Source organism: Massilia polaris (assembly GCF_012927275.1).
GTDB classification, from domain to species: domain Bacteria; phylum Pseudomonadota; class Gammaproteobacteria; order Burkholderiales; family Burkholderiaceae_D; genus Telluria_A; species Telluria_A polaris.
Genome location: NZ_JABBGG010000014.1, coordinates 38,124 through 58,585, shown reverse-complemented (window position 1 = coordinate 58,585; position 20,462 = coordinate 38,124). Strand labels below are relative to the sequence as shown.

The window sequence follows — 20,462 nt, the reverse complement described above, 5'->3', positions numbered from 1 at the left end:
CACGGTGACCCTGGCGCAGCGCGCCGTCATCTTCATACCTGAAATTCATGGAATACAGCCCACCGCCACTCTTCAAGCAAGGCGCCCCAGCGCGGGTCAAGGTGACGGTGTTCGCTCTTATCTCCATCATGCTGCTGCTGGTCGACGCGCGCATGAACACGCTGGCCACAATCCGCCAGGTCGCCGGCACCGTCCTTTATCCCCTGCAGATGGCCGCGCTGATGCCGCGCGAGGTCGTAACGACCATGGGCAGCTACTTTTCGTCGCTGTCCGCGCTGCAGAAGGAAGTCCACGACCTCAAAAGCCAGCAGGCGTCCAGCGCGCAGCTGATGCAGCAGGCGCGCCTTGAAATGGCCGAAAACGCGCACCTGCGCAAGCTGATGGGCGCGCGTGCCCACATTCCGGTCAAGTCGATGATGAGCGAGATCCTGTACGACGCGCGTGACCCGTCGGCGCGCAAGATCGTGCTCGACCGCGGCGCGCGCAACGGCGTCGCGCTCGGCCTTCCGGTGATCGACAACGCCGGCGTGGTCGGCCAGGTCACCCGCGTATTCCCGTTCACGTCCGAAGTGACCCTGCTGACCGACAAGGAGCAGGCCATCCCGGTCCAGGTGCTGCGCAATGGCTTGCGCAGCGTCGCCCATGGCCGCGGCAACGCCGGCACGCTGGAGCTGCGCTTTGTCGCGCCGAACGCGGACGTGCAGGTCGGCGACGTCTTGATCACGTCCGGCATGGATGGCGTCTATCCGGCCGGCCTGGCCGTGGCGAAAGTGGTCCAGGTCGAAAACAACGCCGCCGGCGCATTCGGCCGCGTGGTGTGCCAGCCGCTGGCCGGCGTCGACCGCAACCGCCAGCTGCTGATTTTGATGTCGCTGCCCGACCTGCCTCCGCGTCCGCCTGAAGAGGCGCCGCCGCCGGCCAAGCGCAGCCTGCTTCCGAAAATGGCGCCGCTCGACACGCCGCGCGCACCGCAGCTGCCGCCGTCCGCGCGCCCGGCCGTGGCGGCGCCGCCCGCCGCCGCACCTGCGACGGCCACGGCCACGGCCACGGCTCCGGAGACCACACGATGAACCGTCCACATTACATCCTGCTGCCGGTCAGCCCGCTGTTCATCGCGTTCAGCCTGACCTGCTCCTTCATGCTCAACCTGCTCCCCTGGGGGAAGTGGATCGGCGTTCCCGACTTCGTCGCGCTGGTGCTGGTCTTCTGGGGCATCAAGCAGCCGCGCAAGGTCGGCATCGGCGTCGCCTTCTTCATGGGCCTCCTGATGGACGTGCATGAAGCGACCCTGCTGGGCGAGAACGCGCTGGCCTATACGCTGCTGTCCTACTTCGCGATCATGATCCACCGCCGCGTCCTGTGGTTCCCGGTGATGACGCAGGCGATCCACGTCCTGCCGCTGCTGCTGATGGCGCAGGCGATCCAGATGCTGGTGCACCTGATCGGCTCGGGCAAGTTCTCCGGCTGGCTGCAGTTTGTCGAAAGCGCCGTGGCGATCGCGCTGTGGCCCGTGATCTCGTCCTTGCTGATGGCGCCGCAACGGCGCGCGGTCGACCGCGACCACACGCGCCCGATCTGAAGCAGCGATGACTGAAATTAAGAACAACGACCGGGAGATCCACCGCTTCCGCATGCGCCTTGCGGCGTTCGTCGGTATTGTGTTTATCGGTTTCGGCGTGCTGGTGGCGCGCTTCGTCTGGCTGCAGGTCATCAAGTACAACGACTACGCGGCGCAGGCCGAGGACAACCGCATCGCGATCGTGCCGATCGTGCCGAACCGCGGCCTGATCGTGGACCGCAACGGCGTGGTCCTGGCCCGTAACTTCTCGGCCTACACGCTTGAAATCACGCCGTCCAAGCTGCAGTCCAGCCTCGAGTCGGTGATCGACGAGCTGTCCACGCTGGTCGAAGTGACGCCGCGCGACCGCAAGCGCTTCAAGCGCCTGCTGGAAGAGTCGCGCAGCTTCGCCAGCGTGCCGCTGCGTACCCGCCTGACCGACGACGAAGTGGCCCGGTTTACCGCGCAGCGTTTTCGATTCCCTGGCGTCGAGGTGCAGGCGCGCCTGTTCCGCCAGTATCCGCAGGGCGAGGTCGCGTCGCACGTGATCGGCTACATCGGCCGCATCAACCAACGCGATGCCAAGGTGATCGACGCCAGCGAAGATGCGGCCAATTATGCCGGCACCGACCACATCGGCAAGGAAGGACTCGAAAAAAGCTACGAGGCGCACCTGCACGGCCGCACCGGCTACGAAAAAGTCATCAAGACCGCCGGCGGACGCGCGGTATCGACCCTGTCGCGCACCGAGTCGACCCCCGGCAGCAACCTGATCCTGTCGGTCGACATCGAGCTGCAGAAGATCGTAGAGCAGGCGTACGGTGACTTCAAGGGCGCCTTCGTGGCGATCGAGCCGGAAACCGGCGACGTGCTGGCTTACGTCTCGCGCCCCGGCTACGACCCCAACCTGTTCGTCGACGGTATCGACTCGCAGAACTGGAACGAACTCAATACGTCGGAGGACCGGCCGATGATGAACCGTCCGCTGTCGGGCACCTACCCGCCCGGATCGACCTTCAAGCCGTTCATGGCGCTGGCCGCGCTCGAGCAGGGCCGCCGCACGCCGTCGCAGGGCATTTCGGATGCCGGTTTCTTCATGCTCGGCGGGCACCGCTTCAACGACGACAAGCCTGGCGGCCACGGCTTCGTCAACATGCACGATTCGATTGTCGCCTCATGCGATACCTACTACTACCAGCTCGGCAACGAGATGGGGGTCGATAACATCCACGCCTTCATGAAGCAGTTCGGGTTCGGCGAAAAGACTGGCATCGACCTGGAACACGAAAAAACCGGCGTGCTGCCGTCGACCGCCTGGAAGCGCGAGCGCTACAAGAACAACAAGGCCATGCAGAAGTGGCACGCGGGCGAGACCATCTCGGTGAGCATCGGGCAGGGCGCCAACAACTACACCATGCTGCAGCTGGCGCACGCCGTCTCGATCCTGGCCAACAACGGCGTGGTGATGAAGCCGCACCTGGTCAAGATCGTCGAGGACGGCGCCACTCGCGCCCGCACCCTGACCGTGCCGAAGGAAACGCGGCGCGTGCCGCTCAAGCAGGAAAACATCGACGTGATCAAGCGCGCGCTGGTAGGCGTGAATACCGAACCTACCGGCACCGGCCGCATTGCGTTTGCGAATGCAGGCTACACGTCGGCCGGCAAGACCGGTACCGCGCAGGTGATCGGGCTGAAAGGCCAGAAGTACAACGCCAGCCGGATCGCCGAACGGTTCCGCGACAACGCGCTGTACGTCGCGTTCGCGCCGGCCGACAAGCCACGCATCGCGCTGGCGATGGTGGTCGAGAACGCCGGCTTCGGCGCCGCTACTGCAGCGCCGATCGCGCGCAAGGCGATGGATTACTACCTGCTCGGGAAGCGCCCGGTGATCAAGGACCAGCCGAAGCCGGATCCCGCGGCAGCGCCTGCACACTAAGGAATAACATGCGCATCAACGAACGCCGCTCGCTCTGGCGCCGCATGCGGCCCTACTTCACCGTCTTCGACGGCCCGCTGGCGATGATCGTGTTCCTGCTGTTTGCCACCAGCCTGGTGACGCTGTACTCGGCCGGTATCGATTTCCCGGGCCGGGTCGAAGGCCAGATCCGCAACATCATCGTGTCGTTCGTCTTCATGTGGATTGCCGCCCTGGTGCCGCCGCAGTTGCTGATGCGCCTCGCAGTGCCGATTTATGCGTTCGGCGTCGCGCTGCTGATTGCGGTGTTCATGTTCGGGATTATCAAAAAAGGCTCGCGCCGCTGGCTGCACATCGGTATCGATATCCAACCGTCCGAAATCATGAAAATCGCGATGCCGCTGATGCTTGCCTGGTACTTCCAGCAGCGCGCCGGGGTGGTGAAGTTGAGTTCATTCCTGGTCGCGGCTGTCTTGCTAGCCATCCCGGTCGGAATGATCCAGCTGCAGCCCGACCTCGGCACCTCGCTGCTGGTGCTCGCCGCCGGCATGTACGTGATTTTCCTGGCCGGGCTGTCGTGGAAGGCGATAGCCGGCCTGGTGGTGGCGTTCTTCGCCAGCCTGCCGGTGGCCTGGTCGCTGATGCACGATTACCAGCGCGACCGCGTGATGACGCTGATCGACCCGACCGCCGACCCGCTCGGCAAGGGCTTCCACATCCTGCAGTCGATCATCGCGATCGGTTCCGGCGGAGTGTGGGGCAAGGGCTGGCTGCATGGCTCGCAGGCCCACCTTGAATTCGTCCCCGAGGCCACCACCGACTTCGTGTTCGCGGTGTTTGCCGAAGAATTCGGGCTGGTGGGCATCCTGGTCCTGCTGTTCCTGTACCTGCTGCTGATCGGGCGCGGTCTCATGATCGCGGCGAATGCGGCCAACCTGTTCTCACGGCTGCTGGCCGGGGCGATCTCGATGATCTTCTTCACCTTCGTGTTTATTAACATGGGCATGGTGAGCGGAATCCTGCCGGTTGTCGGCGTCCCGCTGCCGTTCCTGAGCTACGGCGGCACCGCGCTGATGACATTGGGACTGTGCCTCGGCATCCTGATGAGTATCCAGCGCCACCGCAAGCTGGTGCAGACTTGATGGCGCCCGCGCTGGCAAGGCTGTCCCTTGCGCTGCTCGCCCTGGTGCTGGCCGGTTGCGGCAGCACCTCGGGCGGCAAGCAGCGTTCGCTGTGGCCGTTCCCGACTCCTTTGCACAAGGCGGAGCGCCACCCGTCGGTCGACCCGGACATGCCGCTGCTGCCGGCCGCCGGATCAGGCCGCGGCGGTTACTACAAGGACGATGGCCCGGGCGACAATCCGCCTTCCAACCTGAAGGACGTGGCTGACGCCGAAGTGCGCGCCGAGCCGTACTCGAAATACGCCAACCGGTCGTACACCGTGTTCGGCAAGACCTATGTCCCGATAGTCAACGAGGAGGCGTTCGTGCAGCGCGGCGTCAGCAGCTGGTACGGCAAGAAATTCCACGGCCAGCGCACCTCGTCCGGCGAGCTGTACGACATGTACAAGATGACCGCGGCCCATCCGACCTTGCCGATCCCGTCATATGCGCGCGTGACCAATATCTCCAGCGGCAAGCAAGTGGTGGTGCGCATCAACGACCGCGGCCCGTTCCATGCCGGCCGCGTGATCGACGTGTCGTTTACGGCCGCGCTCAAGCTTGGCCTGCTCGGGAAAGGCAGCCACGAGGTGGAAGTCGAGCGCCTGCTGCCTGACGGCGTCATCAACGTCGCCGCGCAGAGGCGCAATGCGCCGCAAACGGCGAACGCGTTCTACCTGCAACTGGGCGCCTACACGCTCGCCGAAAAGGCGGAACAGGCGCGCGCGCGCCTGCGCAACCGTGCCGCTGTGCGCGGCGCGCTTGAAGTGGTGAAGGGCGGGTCCATGCACCGCCTGTTCAGCGGCCCGTTCGCCAGCCGTGACGAGGCCAACGAAGCGATGCGCGAACTGAAGGCGATGGGCCTGAACCCGATGGTGGTCAGGCGCTAAGGCGCGCTACTTGCAGCTGCGTGCGCGCTGGCCGGGGAAGGATGCGGCGATTCGATCGAGCCGGTCGCGGGTGGCCGTGTCGATATCGCGGAAACGGTAGTTCACACGGGTCACCTGCGTGCCGCGGCCGCTGATGCGGGCGTCTTGCACGCCCTGCTTGTTCAGCGCAGCGAGCAAGGTCTTGGCCGCGTTTTCCGATTTGAACACGCCCAGCGAAATCGCCCACTTCATCGGCGTATTGTCCGGAATGACGTAGTAATTCGTGACGCCGAGGTTTTTCAATTCTTCCGCCTTGCTGTCGGCTGCCGCGCGCGTCGCCTGCGGCGCGATATGCACCATGTAGCTGCCCACTTCCGTCGTCGTCACGTTCTGGCGCACCGGCTTGAGCTGCCCGAGGGCGGCGATGCGGCTGTCGAAACGGCGCGCTTCCTGGGCGGTCAGGTTGCCGACTTCGACGCAGGCGATCAGCGCCGGGCTGGCCGCCACTGCTTGCAATGCAGGCGCCGGCGGCGCGGGTGAAGGCTCCGCCGCTTTTGCGGCAGTGGCCTGGGCGGCGGGCACCACTTTCAGCTTGTCGGCGCTGACCTGGTTTTTCGTGCGCGCCGGCTCGCGTTCGTTACCCTTGAAGTTGCCAAGGTAGCCGCGCCCATACGCAAACAGGGCGGCGTTAATCGACAGCAGAATCCAGAAGAGAAATTTCAGCACAGCTTATCCCGTAGATGTGGCGGCGGCATGCAATCCGACCAGCACGATATTATCGACCAGCCGGTGAAGGATGGACAGTGCCGGCGCGATGTGCGGAGCGGCGCCCCCCGAGATAAGGCACAACGCGCCCCCGTGCAGGCGGCTGGCGCGCTCGATAGCGCCCACCTGCGCCGACAGGCAGCCGGACCGGATCGCGTCGTCGGTATTGTCGGCGAACGGCGGCGCCGCCGCACTGCCGGCTGCCACCTGCGGCAGCTGCGCCGTGTTGGCCGCCAGCGAAGCGGCCATCAGGCCCAGTCCCGGCAAAATCATCCCGCCTAAAAACACGCCATCCGCGCCGACCGCGTCGATGGTCGTTGCGGTGCCGCAGGTGGCGACCACCAGCGCCTGCCCCGGCGCCAGCGCGCGTGCGCCAAGGGCCGCGGCAAAACGGTCGCAGCCAAGCTGTGAAGGATTGCGGTAACTGTTGCGAAGGCCCGCCAGTTCGGGCACGGAAGCAAACCAGCTGACCGCGACCGGCGGCAGCATCAGCTGCAGCTGGTCGCGCAGCCGCTGTCCGGCCACGTTGGATACGATGACCCGTTCAATGCTGGCGCCCTGCCAGGCTTCCGGCAGGTGGTTCAGGTCGGCGTTCGCGGAGGCGCCGCTGGCTGCCCATTGGCCCGGCGAGGCGCCTTGTTCCACCAGCGCCCACTTGATGCGCGTATTGCCGGCGTCGACCAGGAGGATCATGTCAGTGCTCCCGCGTGCGCAGCGAGACGTCGCCGGCCAGCACCGTGATGCGGCCTTCGGCGCCGTCGAGCAGCAGGCGTCCGCTGTCGTCGACCCCGGCGGCGATCCCGTCGTGCAGGACGGCGCCATTGTCGAGGATCGATACCCGGCGGCCCGGCCATGCGTGCAGGCGGTTCCAGCGCGCGCTGAAGGCGCCAAAGCCGGCCTGGCGGAATTCGCCCAGGGCGGCCGCAAGGCTGGCCAGCAGCGCCGCCATCAGGTCGTCGCGGTCCATCCGGGCCAGCCATGGCGCGGCGGCCACGGTGCGCCCGATGCGTTCCTCCAGGTCGTCCGGCATGCGCAGGTTCATGCCGATGCCGATCACCGCCCAGATGCCGCCGCCAGGCGCCGCCTGGGTTTCGATCAGCACTCCGGCCAGCTTGCTGCCGTCCTTGAGCACGTCGTTTGGCCACTTCAGCTGGACCTGTACGCCGCAGGCGGACAGCGCGTCGGCCAGCGCGACGCCGACCGCCAGCGGCAGGCCGGCCAGCTGCTGCAGCGGCAGGTCGAATTTCCACGCGAGCGAGAAGGTCAGCGAATCGCCGGGAGCGGATAGCCAGCTGCGGCCGGCCCGTCCGCGCCCCGCGGTCTGGTGTTCGGCGACCAGCAGGACAGGGCCTTCAAGCGTGGATGCGCGCGCCAGCAGGTCGGCGTTGGTCGAACCGGTCTGGCCGACCACTTCGACCGCCACCTGCGCGCGGCTGCGCTGTTCGATCGCAGCGGCGTTCATGGCGTCGCCTTGCGCGCCTTGTGCGGCGCGCGCGAAAAGGCGAAGTCGTAGACCGCGTTGGGCAGTGAGCGCAGCACCTTCGCGACCACCCCCATCTGCCACGGGATGACGGCGTAGCTGGCGCCCCGTTCGATTGTGTCGGCGGCCTTGACGGCAAAGCGCGCAGCCGGCATCAGGAACGGCATTGGATACTTGTTGTGGCGGGTCATCGGCGTGTCGATATAACCGGGTGCGATGGTGACGACCTTGATGCCGTCCCGTTTGAGTTCAAGCCGCAGCGATTCGCAGTAGCTGAGCACTGCCGCTTTCGATGCGCTGTAGGCGCCGGCGCCCGGAAGGCCGCGGATGCCGGCCACGCTGCCGATGCCGACCAGGCGGCACGGCCCGGATTGCGCCTTCATGGTGGCGATGAACGGCGCGAAGGTGGCGACGGTCGCGCTGACGTTGGTCGCGAGAATGGCGTCGAACACCGGCAGGTCGGCGGCAAATTCAGTGAGGGTGCCATGCGAGATGCCGGCGTTGGCGATGACCACATCGGCGCCGCCGTGGATGGCGATGAAGTCCTGCGCCGCCGCGGCCAGCGCCGCATGGTCGGTGACGTCGAGCGCGTACACCTTGTGCAGGTGGGCGTTGGGAAGGCTGGCGGCAAGCTGCGCCAGGACTTCATGGCGGCGCGCCACCAGGCCGAGCGTGGCGCCGCGCGCCGCGTATTCGGCGGCGAGGGCCGCGCCAATGCCGCTGGATGCGCCCGTAATGAATACGCGTGTCATGGCCGGGCGCATCGCCTGCTTATTTATTGGCTGCTTTTGCTTTGGCGACCAGGTGGTTCAGCACCAGTAGCCCGCTTTGCTGCTGATCTTCTTCAGTCTGGTCGGTCTTGACGGCGGCGCTGGCCAGCGAAGGGGAGGTCAGGTAGCGTCCGCCGACGGCGAGGATCGGCCAGTGGTCGATTTTGTAGGCCTCCATCATGGCCGCGGCGCGGCGCGTCTTGGCTTCCATGCCGAACGAACGGTAGGCATCGATGAACTTCGCGCGGTCGATGCCGGCTTTCTCCGCCCATGCGAACACTGCTTCATCGCTGGCGAAACGCTGGCGCTGCACGTGCATCGCATGGAACACTTTGGCGTGGTACTGCTCGACCAGTCCCAGCGACTCCAGCGTGTAGTACAGGCGCTGCTGCGGCAGCACGCCCTGGCCACGCGTGATGTGCACGCGCTTGAAGACGATGCTGGCGCCTTGTTTTTTCACCCACTCGGCCAGCACCGGCTCGAAAGCGTGGCAGTGCGGGCATGCGTAATCGAAGAACTCGGTTACTTCGACCTTGGATCCCGAGTCGGTGTTCTGGACTTCCGGCAGGGTCAGGTACTCGACGCCGTTGGCCGGATTGGCCGGCGAGGCGCTGGCGGTTGCGGTGACGGCGCACAGCGCCGCGGCGCACAGGATGGTACGAATGAATCGCATGCTGGAAGGCTCCCGGGAGAAAAGTTATTTTTGGTTGCGCACGATCGCGACGTCGACACCGGCGTCAATCAGCTTGGCGCGTGCGCGGTTCATCGTCTCGACCTGGTTGTACGGGCCGATACGCACGCGGTGCAGCACGTCGGCGCCGTTGGCGCGGTCGCTGATGGCGGCTTCGAAGCCGAGCAGGGCCAGCTTGGCGCGGGTGTTCTCGGCGTCGGCCATCTCGCGGAAGGCGCCGGCCTGCAGGTAGTAGATGATCTTGTCTTCGCCCGCGTCAGGGCTGGCCGCAGGCGCCGGCGCTGCTGCGGGAGCCGGGGCGGCTGGTGCTGCCGGCGCCGGATCGGCCGGCAGTGCGGCGATAACGTCGCCCAGCGGGTCGGCCTCCGGGGCCTTCGGCTGGCCCGCGAACTGCTTGTTGGCTTCGCGTGCCGCCTGCTTGTCGCCGTACAGCGGCTTGTTCGGATCGGCGGCCTGGCCGGCCTGCGGCTCGCCCATCTTTCCGAGCTTGCCGGACTTGTCGGTGAACGGGGTGGCGCCCTTGGTGATCAGGAGCGCCACGATGACGGCGATCACCAGGCCGATGATCAGGCCGATGATGATGCCGGTGAGCGTATTGCCGCGCTGGCGCGCGGGTGAAACGGAGCGGAAATGTGCTTTCATCTGGACCCTGGTTTGGGGGTTACATCTTGTTTGGTGCGGACACGCCGATCAGCGCGAGGCCGTTGCGCAGGACCTGGCGGGTGGCGACCATCAGCGCGAGGCGCGCCAGTTTGGTTGCTTCGTCGTCGACCAGCACGCGTTCGGCGTTGTAGTAGCCATGCAGTTCGCCGGCCAGCTCGCGCAGGTAGAACGCCACCTGGTGCGGACCCAGTTCGGTCAGCGCGCGTTCCAGCATCTCCGGGTAGGCCGCCAGCGTCGCCAGCAAGGTCGCCTCGCGCGGAGCGGTCAGCGGCGACAGGTCGACGCCGGCCAGCTGCGCCTCGTCGCCGGTCCACTGCGCCAGCACCGAGCAGATACGGGCGTGGGCGTACTGCACGTAATACACCGGGTTCTCGTCCGAAGTCTTGAGCGCGACGTCGACGTCGAAAATGAATTCGGTATCGGCCTTGCGCGAAATGAGGAAGAAGCGCACCGCGTCGCGGCCCTTGCCGATCTCGCCGCCGCCGGACCATTCGATCAGGTCGCGCACGGTGACGTAGGAACCGGCGCGCTTGGATATCTTGACCTCTTCGCCGTCCTTCATCACGGTGACCATCTTGTGCAGCACGTAGTCGGGATAGCCTTGCGGGACGCCCATGGCGACCGCCTGCAGGCCGGCGCGCACGCGCGCGATGGTGCCGTGGTGGTCGCTGCCCTGGATGTTGATGGCCTGGCCGAAGCCGCGCTGCCATTTGGTGATGTGGTAGGCGACGTCCGGCACGAAGTAGGTGAAGGTGCCGTCGGACTTGCGCATCACGCGGTCCTTGTCGTCGCCGTATTCGGTGGTGCGCAGCCACAGCGCGCCCTCGTGCTCGTAGGTCTTGCCCGAGCCGACCAGCGTGCCGACCGCCGCTTCGACCTTGCCTTCGGAGTAAAGCGAGGATTCGAGGTAGTAGTTATCGAATTTGACGCCGAACGCCTGCAGGTCGATGTCCTGCTCGTTGCGCAGGTAGGTCACCGCGAATTTGCGGATCGATTCGATGTCGCCGGCGTCGCCGCTGGCGGTTGCCGGCGTGCTGTCGCTGGCCGAGACGGTTTTGCCGGCCATGAAATCGTCGGCGATGTCCTGGATGTAGTCGCCGTTGTAGGCCGACTCGGGCCAGCCGGCGTCGCCCGGCTTGATGCCGTGCGCGCGCGCCTGCACCGAGTTGGCCAGCGTCGCGATCTGCACGCCGGCGTCGTTGTAGTAGAACTCGCGGGTGACGGCGAATCCCTGCGCCTGGAACAGCGCCGACAGCGCGTCGCCCAGCGCGGCCTGGCGGCCGTGGCCGACGTGCAGCGGGCCGGTCGGGTTGGCCGAGACGAATTCGAGGATGACCTTCTTGCCCCGGCCAAGTTCGCTGCGGCCGAATTGCGCTTGCTGCTGCATGATCGTGCGCACCACCGACTGCTTGGCGCTGGCGGCCACGCGCAGGTTGATGAAGCCCGGGCCGGCGATGTCGGCGCTTTCGACCAGGCCTTTGCCGGCCGGGTTCTCGAGCAGGCCGGCGACGATTTTGGTGGCCAGGTCGCGCGGGTTCATCTTCAGCTGCTTGGCCAGCTGCATGGCGATATTGCAGGCGATGTCGCCGTGCGACGGGTCGCGCGGGCGTTCCAGCACGACGGTCGGGCTCAAGCCGCTGCCTTCGAGGACAGGGGCGAGGGCGGCCTGGAACAGGGCGGCGATTTCTTGTTTTTGTTGGGCGAGCATGTGCGGTGGTCTGTAAAGTGAAGGTGCGGTGGCGAAGCCACGGGCAAAGATTGGTCAATTATACTGGTTTGGAGCGGCCCGGAGTACCGGCAGCAGCGGCGCGCCGATGCCGTGTTTAAGCTTGGCTTAGGGATTCACCCGGTACAATGACGCCTTTACATAGCACTATTGCAAAGACGACCATGACCGATAAGCGCCCGACGCTCTCCCTGAAGCCTGCGCCCAGCAAGACCGGCGCGCCGAAACGCGCCCCGGCGCCCGCGATCCGGCCCAGCTACGAGGTCAAGCCGGTGCTGCAAAGCGGCTATCGGCCCGACCTGCGCGACGATTCGCTGGCGCTGGCGCTGACCGGCGCGGCCCACGCGGTGGCGCAGGTACGCGGCGGAGTGACCTTGCCGCAGGCGCTCGGCGTCGCGTTCGGCGTGATGGACGCGTCGCCGCCGGCGCGCGGCGCCATCCAGGACATCGCCTACCGCGCCATGCGCAAGCTGGGACGCAGCGAGGTACTGGTCAGCCTGATGACATCGAAAGCGCCGGAGCCGCCGATGCTGGCCGGCCTGCTGTGCAGCGCGCTGGCGCTGCTCGATACGCCTGAAGGCGAGGCCGCGGCCTACGAGGAATTCACGGTGGTCGACCAGGCTGTCACGGCGGCCGCCTCGCATCCCGACATGGCGCATGCGCGCGGCATGGTCAACGCGGTGCTGCGCCGCTTCCTGCGCGAGCGCAGCGTGCTGGTCGCCGAGGCGGTCAGGCAGCCGGTCGCGCAGTGGAACTATCCTGACTGGTGGATCGACGCGGCCAAGGCGGCATACCCGCGCCAGTGGCAGCAGATACTCACTGCGGGCAATCAAGCGCCGCCGCTGACCCTGCGCGTCAACCAGCGCAAGAGCAGCGTCGCGGACTACCTGGCGCAGCTGCATGAGGCAGGCGTCAAAGCCAGCCAGATCGGCCCAAGCGCGGTCCGCCTCGACAAGCCGCTGCCGGTGACGCAGATTCCGGGCTTCGAGGACGGCGTGGTGTCGGTGCAGGACGCCGGCGCCCAGATCGCCGCGCCGCTGCTCGACCTGGCCGACGGCATGCGCGTGCTGGACGCCTGCGCCGCCCCGGGCGGCAAGACCGGGCATATCCTGGAACTGGCCGGGGTCGACCTGACCGCGCTCGACTCCGACCCCAAGCGGCTGGTGCGGGTGCGCGAGAACCTCGACCGCCTCGGCATGCAGGCCACGCTGGCCGCCGCCCTGGCGCAGGAGAGCGACTGGTGGGACGGCCAGCAGTTCGACCGCATCCTGGCCGACGTGCCGTGCACCGCCTCGGGCATCGTGCGGCGCCACCCGGATATCCGCTGGCTGCGCCGCAAAGGCGACACGCTCCAACTTGCAACACTTTCGGCCAAAATTCTCGACAACCTTTGGCAGATGCTGCGGCCAAATGGTAAATTGCTGTTCGTGACATGTTCGCTATGGCCCCAGGAATCGGAGGCGCAGGCCGCCGCGTTCGCGGTGCGCCACCAGGCGATCCGCCTCGACGCGCCAGGCCAGCTGCTTCCGGGCGCCGCTGCCGGGCAGGATCACGACGGTTTGTTTTACGCGCTATTCCAAAAGAAGGCGGCGTAACACGGGTCCTCCGGCAATTCAAACAATGATTAAGGCTCTGGCCCACTTGTGACACTACGATTTCTTCGACTCCTGGCATGCCAGCTGCTGCTGGCGCTTGCGTGCGCCCAGGCGCATGCGGCCGACGGCGTAGACGTCACCCGTGCCCGCATCGAGGCCACCGAGGACGGTTACAAGCTGGACGCGGCCTATTCCTTCGAACTCAATCCCAGCGTCGAGGACGCGATCCACCACGGCGTCTCGCTGTACTTCACCACCGAGGTGCGGCTGACGCGCCCGCGCTGGTACTGGCGCGACGAGAAGGCCGCGTCGGCCAAGCAGACCATCCGCATCTGGTACAACGTGCTGACCCGCCAGTACAACGTGCTGACCCTCGGCAGCGTGCAGCAAAGCTTCCCCACGCTGGAAGACGCGCTGTTCCTGATCCGCCGCCCGAGCCGCTGGGTGATCGCGCAGAAAAGCGCGCTGACGCCCGGCGAGACCTACGACGTCAGCCTGCGCATGGGGATGAACCGCGAATACCTGTCGAAACCGATCCAGGTCAACGCCGTCAGCAACGCGGGCTGGCGCCTGTCGTCCGATACCAAAACTTTCAAATACAAGGCCGAGTAAGTGAAACAGGGATTGCGCTACGCGGTAGTCGTCGCTGGCGGCGTCGTCAGCATCCTGTTGTTCCTGCTGGCCAGCGCCTCCGACAGCTCCGGCTTCATCGACCGCTACTACTCCTGGCTGCTCGGCCTGAACGCGGCGGTCGCCGCCACCTTGCTGGTGTTCTCGATCGTCGCGCTGGCGCGCCTGTATTCGCGCTACAAGAGCGGCAAGTTCGGCTCGCGCCTGATGGCGCGCCTGATGATGCTGTTCGCCGCCATCGGCATCCTGCCGGGGCTGGTCATCTTCCTGGTCTCGGTGCAGTTCGTGTCGCACTCGATCGAGTCCTGGTTCAACGTCAAGATCGAAGCCGCGCTGCAGTCGGGCGTGAACCTCGGCGTCGCCGCGCTCGACCAGGCGCTGTCGGAGCTGGGCGCGACGGCGGAGGTCAGCGCCGCCACCGTGGCCGGGCAGGACATCTACTCGGGCCAGCAGATCCTCAAGCGCCTGCTCGATGAGCGCGACGGCATGCAGAACGCGATGATCATCGGCGCCGACGGCAAGGTGCTGGCCAGCGCCTCGACCAACCGCCGGGCGGCCGACCTGCAGGCCGACATCCCGACGCCGCAAATGCTGCTGCAGGCGGTGATGCCGGGCGGTTATGCGCGCGCCGAGGGCGGCATCGAACGCGATTTCCGCGCCGCGCCCGAAGCATCCGACACCGCGCTGGACGCCGCCACCGGCCTGCGCCTGCGGGTGGTGCAGGCGATCCCCGAACCGCCCGGCGCGCAGCCGCGCTTCCTGCAGCTGATGCAGGCGGTGCCGGTGCACCTGGCCTCGAACGCCGAAGTGCTGCGCAGCGCCTACAGCGAATACCAGGAACGCTTCGTCGCCCGGGTCGCGCTGCGCAAGATGTACATCGAAACGCTGACCCTGACGCTGCTGCTGGCTATTTTCGGCGCGATCGCCAGCGCGTTCGTTATCGCGGGAAGGCTGGCGCAGCCGCTGCTGGTGCTGGCCGAAGGCACGCGCGCGGTCGCCGAGGGCGACCTGTCGCCGCGCCCGATCGTGGCCACCAACGACGAACTGGGCACCCTGACGCAGTCGTTCAACATGATGACCGGCCAGCTGTTCGAAGCGCGCAGCGCGGTCGAGCGCAACCGCTCGGCGCTGCAAAGCGCCAAGGCCCACCTTGAATCGGTGCTGGCCAACATGTCGGCCGGCGTGATCGTGCTCGATGCCGACTTCCATGTGGTGAACTCGAACGAAGCGGTCGAACTCATCCTGCAGCATCCGGTCGCGGCCCACCTGGGCGCGGCGCTGTCGGAAATCGCCGGACTCGAAGTGTTCGCCGGCGCGGTCAACCGCGCGTTCTCGGCCCAGAGCGCGGGATCGGCGGCCGGCAGCGCGCGCCTGCGCTCGCACTGGCAGCAGCAGATCGAGGTGCCGCGCCGCCCGGGCAGCGCGGACGACCACGACATCACCGTGCTGGCGCGCGGCTCACGCCTGCCGGTCGGCGCGGGCAGCGGCTTCATCGTGGTGTTCGACGATATCTCGGACGTGATCTCGGCCCAGCGCTCGATCGCCTGGGGCGAGGTGGCGCGCCGGCTGGCCCACGAGATCAAGAATCCGCTGACGCCGATCCAGCTGGCGGCGGAACGGATGCAGATGAAGCTCGAAGGGCACCTGCCGCAAAAGGAAGCTGACCTGCTCAACCGCGGCACCGCCACCATCGTCAACCAGGTCGATGCGATGAAACGCATGGTCGACGACTTCCGCGACTATGCCAAGGCGCCGCCAGCCCACCTCGAGACGCTCGACCTGAATGCCCTGATCGGCGAAATCCTCCAGCTCTACCTGGCCGGCGACGAAAGCGATATCATTCACGCCGCGCTGGCGCCGGGCCTGCCGGCGGTGATGGGCGATCCGACCCAGCTGCGCCAGGTGATCCACAACCTGCTGCAAAACGCGCAGGATGCGATGAACGACCGCGCGCCGGACGCGCCGCCGCCGCGCATCGACCTGACCACGGAGGCGATCCACTACCAGGGCGCGGGCGGCGGCGCCGGCACCGCGGTGCGCCTGTCGATCGTCGATAATGGCCCCGGATTCGCGCCGCGCATCCTGGCGCGCGCCTTCGAACCGTATGTCACATCGAAGGTCCGCGGCACCGGTCTTGGCCTGCCGATGGTGAAAAAAATCGTCGACGAACACGGCGGCCGGATTGACATCCAGAACCGCAGCGACGGAACAGGCGCGTCAGTCTTGATTTTGCTGTTAAAGTTAGCTCCTGCGGCATAGTGGCGTCAGGTAAGAATCAAGAATAGAATCATGGCTTCGGCGGCATGCCATGCGTGCGGCCCAGCATGGGCGAAATCAGGAAGGCAAGCTTAGATGGCAAACATACTCGTAGTTGATGATGAAATGGGCATCCGCGAGCTCCTCTCGGAGATCCTTGGCGATGAAGGCCATGCGATCCAACTCGCCGAAAATGCGCAGCAGGCACGCGACGCGCGTGCGGCGAGCACGCCCGACCTGGTACTGCTCGATATCTGGATGCCGGATACGGACGGCGTCACGCTGCTCAAGGAATGGCAGCGCGACGGCCTGCTGACCATGCCGGTGATCATGATGTCCGGCCACGCGACCATCGATACGGCGGTCGAGGCGACCCGCATCGGCGCACTGAACTTCCTCGAAAAACCGATCGCGCTGCAAAAACTGCTCAAGGCGGTGCAGCAGGGCCTGTCGCGCGCGCAGGAAGTGGTGCGCGCCCCGGCCATCGCCGCGCGCCCGATGATGGCGGCGCAGGTCGAGGAAAGCATCGTCACTGGCGCCGCGATGTTCGCATCCACGCCGCAGCCGGCCGGGATTTCCGCCCGCGTGGCTGGCCTGCCGAATGGCGAAGGACACGGCTCCAACCTGTCGTTCGACCTGCCGCTGCGCGAGGCGCGCGACGCCTTCGAGCGTATGTACTTCGAACACCACCTCGGGCGCGAAGGGGGCAGCATGACCCGCGTGGCCGAAAAAACCGGCCTCGAACGCACCCACCTGTACCGCAAGCTCAAGCAACTCGGCGTCGAGCCGGGCAAGCTGGCCAAAAAAGGCCAATGACCGCCGCAGCGCTGCCGGCCACGCTCGTGACCGGCGCCAGCGCCGCCGCGCGCGAGGCGGGCATCCAGGCCAGCCTGGCGCGCGCAGGGCAAGGCGGCAGCGCTGCCGTCATCCTCGAAGGCCTGCCCGATCCGCGCTCCATCCTCACTCCCTCAAGCTCGCTCGAAGTCCACCGGGTCGCACCCGGTTGCGTATGCTGCAGCGGCAATCTGGTTTTGCGTGTAACATTAAATCGTGTCCTGCGCCGCCGGCCCGAACGCCTGTATATCGGACTTGCTAGCACAGAACATCTTGATCAGTTGCGATCGTGGCTGCAGCAACCGCCATACGATCAGCTGTTGGAACTGACCCCGGACCTCAGCACTTGAAATTGGTTCCGGGACCCCCACCTCCCAAGTGAACGGAGTGGAAAGTCAGCCGTCTGAATTGAGGCGGTTCCGATCTGCAAACCCGTCTGATCGAGTGAAGGAGTGACTTATGAATATGATCTACAACAGCGAACAGTACAGCGTCGTCGAGTTCGGCGTTGACCAGAACCTCGAGGCCCTGCGCTTCGGCGGTTATGAGATCGTCGACAAGTCGGGCCGTCGCGAAGCCTTCATCGGTGGCAAGCTGGCACAATCGTTCCGGCGCGACGTCAACACGCTGATCGCCAGCGAACCGACCATGGAAGAGATTGACGACTTCCTCGGTTCTTATGATTCGCTGATGAGCAATCCCGTGCTCCTGCACTAAACCTGTGCCGGCCGTGGGTCCCCTTCGGGCGGCCCACGCACCCGGCGCCTCCGCCTCAGGGCCCCGCGGCCCGTCCCGGTTCGTCCTGCTCAAAGCGCGCATGGTAAGCTTGCACCATGTGCCAACTCCTCGGAATGAATTGCAATGTCCCCACGGACATTGTATTTAGCTTCACCGGCTTCGCCCTGCGCGGCGGACGCACCGACACCCACCACGACGGCTGGGGCATCGCATTTTTCGAAGGCGCCGGCGTACGGCTGTTTGTCGATCACATGCCGGCGATCGAGTCGCCCGTCGCCGAACTGATCAAGCGCTACCCGATCAAATCCAAAAACGTCATTGCGCACATCCGCAAGGCGACCCAAGGCCATGTCGCGCTGGAAAACTGCCATCCCTTCGTGCGCGAGCTGTGGGGACGCTACTGGGTCTTCGCGCACAATGGCGACCTGAAGGAATTCCATCCACCACTCACCGGCCCGTTCCGCCCGGTCGGCAATACCGACAGCGAGCGCGCGTTCTGCTACCTGCTGCAGGAATTGCGCGCGCGCTTCGGCGACGCGCCGCCGGCGCTGGAGGCCTTGCGCGCCGCGCTCGGCGAGCTGGTCCATCACGTCGCCGGGCACGCCACCTTCAACATGATGCTGTCCGACGGTTCGGCCCTGTTTGCCCATTGCTCGACCGCCTTGCACTACGTCGTGCGCCAGTACCCGTTCCCGACGGCCAAGCTCGCCGATGAAGACGTCAGCGTCGATTTCGCCCAGGTCACCACGCCGCGGGACCGGGTCGCGCTGATCGTGACGGCGCCGCTGACGACCAACGAGGCATGGACCGCGTTCGCCACCGGCGAGATGAAAGTGTTTGTGGATGGCTTGCCGCTCGAATGACTTCGCCTGGCCCGTGACAAAAAAGCCACAAAAGCGGGAATAATGGGTTAAAGTACCGGCAATAATTTCCGTTTATAACTGGCCCCGATGATCGATACCGCAAGTCCCGACAATGCCCGCGCCCAGGTGCGGGTCCGCGATTTTTATCTTGGACGCCAGCCCATCCTCGCGCGCGACCAGTCGCTGTTCGGCTACGAACTGCTGTTCCGCAACGCGCCCGTCGGCCCGGCCAGTATCGATAGCGACCTGTCGGCCACCGCGGCGGTGATCGCGCATGCGGCCCAGCTTGGCATGAACCGGGTGCTGGGCGACGCCTGCGGCTTCCTCAACGTCGACGCCGCGATCTTGACCAGCGACATCTTCGCCTTCCTGCCGCGCGAAAAACTGGTGCTTGAAATTGTCGAGGCCATGCAGCCGACCCAGCCCCTGCTTGACCGGATTGCCGAACTGGCCGGCCATGGTTTCCGTTTTGCGCTGTCGGATGTCGTCGCCGAGACGCCGGCTCTGGGCAAGCTGCTGCCGATGATGGACTACCTCAAGCTCAGCCTGCGCAACATATCGCAGCCGGACCTGCAGCGCCTGGTCCCGGCGCTGAAGGCCTCCGGCAAGAAGCTGGTGGCCGAAAAAGTCGAAACGCGCGAGGAATTCGATTGCTGCAAGGCGCTCGGCTTCGATTATTTCCAGGGCTTCTATTTCGCGCGCCCGGCCATCATCAGCGGGCGCAAGCTGTCGCCGGGACAGTTGGCCTTGCTCGAACTGATGAAGCTGATCGCGGCCGACGCCGACAACATCGTCATCGAACGTGCGGTGAAGAAAGACGTGACCCTCGCGCTGAACCTGCTGCGCCTGGTGAACACGCCCGCGGTCGGAGCGGGGCACCGGATCGACTCGGTCAGCCAGGCGGTCACGATACTGGGCCGCCGCCAGCTGCAGCGCTGGCTGCAGATCATGCTGTATGCGGAGCCGGCGCGGCGCGGCGAAAGCATGCCGCCGCTGCTGACCCTGGCCACCGCGCGCGGCCGCCTGCTCGAACTGCTGGCCCAGCGCCTGCGGCCGGGGCAGCGGCGCGTGCCTGACATCGCGTTTACGGTCGGCATCATGTCGCTGATGGATGCGCTGTTCGGCATGCCGATGAACGAGATCGTCGAGCAGATACCGGTCAGCGCCGAGGTGGCCGAAGCGTTGCTGAAGCGCACCGGCTTCTTCGGCGAACTGCTGCGCCTGGCCGAGCGCATCGAGATGATGGACGAGAGTGAGGAAGAAGTCGCGCCGGCGCTGGCTGAGCTGGCCCTGTCCGCCGACGACCTCGGCGAGCTCGAAGTGGCTGCGTTCGAATGGTGCGACAGCGTCGCCCGCTACGCCATCTGACGCCGTTTGAGCCGGTTTCCTTTTGGGGGCGGGCCTGACCCCACAGGGAGGACGAAAACGCGAACCGTTGGGTTCGCGTTTTCGTTTGGGCGCTCAGTGTGCGCCGCCGGTCCCGGCCCACTGGCGATGCAGGTCGGGATCGCTTTTCAGCTCCCACAAACCCAGCATGACGACGGCAACGCCGACAATGACCGAGTTCGTCATCATCGCGCCGCGGTCGAAAAATGCGGGTACCCACGGCGAAATCGCTATCCATGCAGCCAGCAGCAGGTTCGCCGCCACCGCCCATAGATAGGTTTTGTACAGGTCGAACGCCGCCAGTACGGCCATCGCGGCGCCCACGGCGTACGCGTTGATTGCGCGCGGCGAGTCGCTGGGCATTCCAAGCACCCAGGGTGAAACGCATAGCCAGGCGCCCAGCAGCAGGATGACCTGGTCCTGCCAGCGCCTGGCGGAGAAGTGCAGTGCCATATTGCCTCCGTGTAGACAAGCCGGCGCGTATTGGCGCGTTACGGGCGCGGCGCCGACACGCCCGCCATCATGCTTGGACCGCGGTCGGGAGGCAAAAGTTCTGCGCGTTT

The 20,462-nt window shown here is 66.0% G+C and carries 21 protein-coding genes; 13 read left to right on the top strand and 8 right to left on the bottom strand.

Translation table 11 applies throughout. The features are described 5' to 3' along the window. Positions 1-47 precede the first annotated feature (47 nt). Genes mreC through HHL21_RS19565 form a run of 5 tightly spaced genes read left to right on the top strand, consistent with a single transcriptional unit; the run spans position 48 to position 5,523 of the window. Positions 48-1,070, top strand: a complete 1,023-nt coding sequence (gene mreC / locus HHL21_RS19585; RefSeq protein ID WP_169469032.1) for a rod shape-determining protein MreC — start codon at positions 48-50, stop codon at positions 1,068-1,070. Continuing rightward, positions 1,067-1,579, top strand: coding sequence for a rod shape-determining protein MreD (mreD, locus tag HHL21_RS19580; protein WP_169469030.1), 513 nt, complete (start codon positions 1,067-1,069; stop codon positions 1,577-1,579). The genes mreC and mreD overlap by 4 nt, the downstream gene beginning before the upstream one ends. Before the next feature lie 7 nt (positions 1,580-1,586). Further along, entirely contained in the window at positions 1,587-3,494 is a 1,908-nt protein-coding gene (gene mrdA / locus HHL21_RS19575) for a penicillin-binding protein 2 (protein WP_169469028.1), read from the top strand. An 8-nt stretch (positions 3,495-3,502) separates the two neighbouring features. Continuing rightward, positions 3,503-4,615 (top strand): rod shape-determining protein RodA, encoded by a 1,113-nt coding sequence (rodA, locus tag HHL21_RS19570; protein ID WP_169469026.1) that lies wholly within the window; start codon positions 3,503-3,505, stop codon positions 4,613-4,615. Then, complete coding sequence (locus HHL21_RS19565) at positions 4,615-5,523, top strand: septal ring lytic transglycosylase RlpA family protein (RefSeq protein WP_169469024.1); 909 nt, start codon at positions 4,615-4,617, stop codon at positions 5,521-5,523. Before rodA ends, HHL21_RS19565 begins: the two co-directional genes overlap by 1 nt. Before the next feature lie 6 nt (positions 5,524-5,529). On the opposite strand, the gene HHL21_RS19560 is transcribed toward HHL21_RS19565, so the two are convergent. The 7 genes from HHL21_RS19560 to argS are packed head-to-tail and all read right to left on the bottom strand — an operon-like array spanning position 5,530 to position 11,579. Then, complete coding sequence (locus HHL21_RS19560) at positions 5,530-6,228, bottom strand: SPOR domain-containing protein (protein ID WP_169469022.1); 699 nt, start codon at positions 6,226-6,228, stop codon at positions 5,530-5,532. Positions 6,229-6,231: 3 nt separating this feature from the next. After that, positions 6,232-6,960 carry a type III pantothenate kinase gene (locus HHL21_RS19555; RefSeq protein ID WP_169469021.1) on the bottom strand — a complete coding sequence of 243 codons (729 nt, stop codon included), beginning with the start codon at positions 6,958-6,960 and terminating at the stop codon, positions 6,232-6,234. Between the two features lies 1 nt (position 6,961). After that, positions 6,962-7,729 carry a biotin--[acetyl-CoA-carboxylase] ligase gene (locus HHL21_RS19550; RefSeq protein ID WP_169469019.1) on the bottom strand — a complete coding sequence of 256 codons (768 nt, stop codon included), beginning with the start codon at positions 7,727-7,729 and terminating at the stop codon, positions 6,962-6,964. Then, on the bottom strand, positions 7,726-8,499 hold the full coding sequence (locus tag HHL21_RS19545; RefSeq protein ID WP_169469017.1) for an SDR family oxidoreductase: 774 nt from the start codon (positions 8,497-8,499) through the stop codon (positions 7,726-7,728). Before HHL21_RS19545 ends, HHL21_RS19550 begins: the two co-directional genes overlap by 4 nt. A gap of 19 nt (positions 8,500-8,518) precedes the next feature. Then, positions 8,519-9,190: a thiol:disulfide interchange protein DsbA/DsbL gene (locus tag HHL21_RS19540; RefSeq protein ID WP_169469015.1), complete on the bottom strand. Its 672-nt coding sequence runs from the start codon at positions 9,188-9,190 to the stop codon at positions 8,519-8,521. 24 nt (positions 9,191-9,214) lie between these two features. Beyond that, positions 9,215-9,850 (bottom strand): SPOR domain-containing protein, encoded by a 636-nt coding sequence (locus HHL21_RS19535; protein ID WP_169469013.1) that lies wholly within the window; start codon positions 9,848-9,850, stop codon positions 9,215-9,217. A gap of 19 nt (positions 9,851-9,869) precedes the next feature. After that, positions 9,870-11,579, bottom strand: coding sequence for an arginine--tRNA ligase (gene argS, locus HHL21_RS19530; protein ID WP_169469011.1), 1,710 nt, complete (start codon positions 11,577-11,579; stop codon positions 9,870-9,872). 182 nt (positions 11,580-11,761) lie between these two features. On the opposite strand from argS, the gene rsmB reads away from it, so the two are divergent. The 8 genes from rsmB to HHL21_RS19490 all read left to right on the top strand — a co-directional run bounded on the left by rsmB (position 11,762) and on the right by HHL21_RS19490 (position 19,881). Next, positions 11,762-13,192 carry a 16S rRNA (cytosine(967)-C(5))-methyltransferase RsmB gene (gene rsmB, locus HHL21_RS19525; RefSeq protein WP_169469009.1) on the top strand — a complete coding sequence of 477 codons (1,431 nt, stop codon included), beginning with the start codon at positions 11,762-11,764 and terminating at the stop codon, positions 13,190-13,192. 48 nt (positions 13,193-13,240) lie between these two features. Next, positions 13,241-13,804: a DUF4390 domain-containing protein gene (locus HHL21_RS19520; RefSeq protein ID WP_169469007.1), complete on the top strand. Its 564-nt coding sequence runs from the start codon at positions 13,241-13,243 to the stop codon at positions 13,802-13,804. Next, the gene (locus HHL21_RS19515) at positions 13,805-16,081 is read left to right on the top strand and encodes a sensor histidine kinase (RefSeq protein WP_169469005.1); all 2,277 of its coding nucleotides are present in this window, start codon (positions 13,805-13,807) and stop codon (positions 16,079-16,081) included. It abuts the gene before it with no gap. 93 nt (positions 16,082-16,174) lie between these two features. Further along, positions 16,175-16,894, top strand: a complete 720-nt coding sequence (locus HHL21_RS19510; protein WP_169469003.1) for a response regulator — start codon at positions 16,175-16,177, stop codon at positions 16,892-16,894. Then, positions 16,891-17,262, top strand: a complete 372-nt coding sequence (locus tag HHL21_RS19505) for a P-loop NTPase family protein (RefSeq protein WP_169469001.1) — start codon at positions 16,891-16,893, stop codon at positions 17,260-17,262. The genes HHL21_RS19510 and HHL21_RS19505 overlap by 4 nt, the downstream gene beginning before the upstream one ends. 109 nt (positions 17,263-17,371) lie before the next feature. Then, positions 17,372-17,629 carry a BTH_I0359 family protein gene (locus tag HHL21_RS19500; protein WP_131428549.1) on the top strand — a complete coding sequence of 86 codons (258 nt, stop codon included), beginning with the start codon at positions 17,372-17,374 and terminating at the stop codon, positions 17,627-17,629. A 116-nt stretch (positions 17,630-17,745) separates the two neighbouring features. Further along, positions 17,746-18,513 (top strand): class II glutamine amidotransferase, encoded by a 768-nt coding sequence (locus HHL21_RS19495; protein ID WP_169468999.1) that lies wholly within the window; start codon positions 17,746-17,748, stop codon positions 18,511-18,513. Positions 18,514-18,600: 87 nt separating this feature from the next. Then, complete coding sequence (locus tag HHL21_RS19490) at positions 18,601-19,881, top strand: EAL and HDOD domain-containing protein (RefSeq protein ID WP_169468998.1); 1,281 nt, start codon at positions 18,601-18,603, stop codon at positions 19,879-19,881. Positions 19,882-19,974: 93 nt separating this feature from the next. Here HHL21_RS19490 and HHL21_RS19485 read toward each other — a convergent pair whose 3' ends face one another. Beyond that, the gene (locus HHL21_RS19485; RefSeq protein WP_169468995.1) at positions 19,975-20,352 is read right to left on the bottom strand and encodes an SPW repeat protein; all 378 of its coding nucleotides are present in this window, start codon (positions 20,350-20,352) and stop codon (positions 19,975-19,977) included. Positions 20,353-20,462 lie beyond the last annotated feature (110 nt).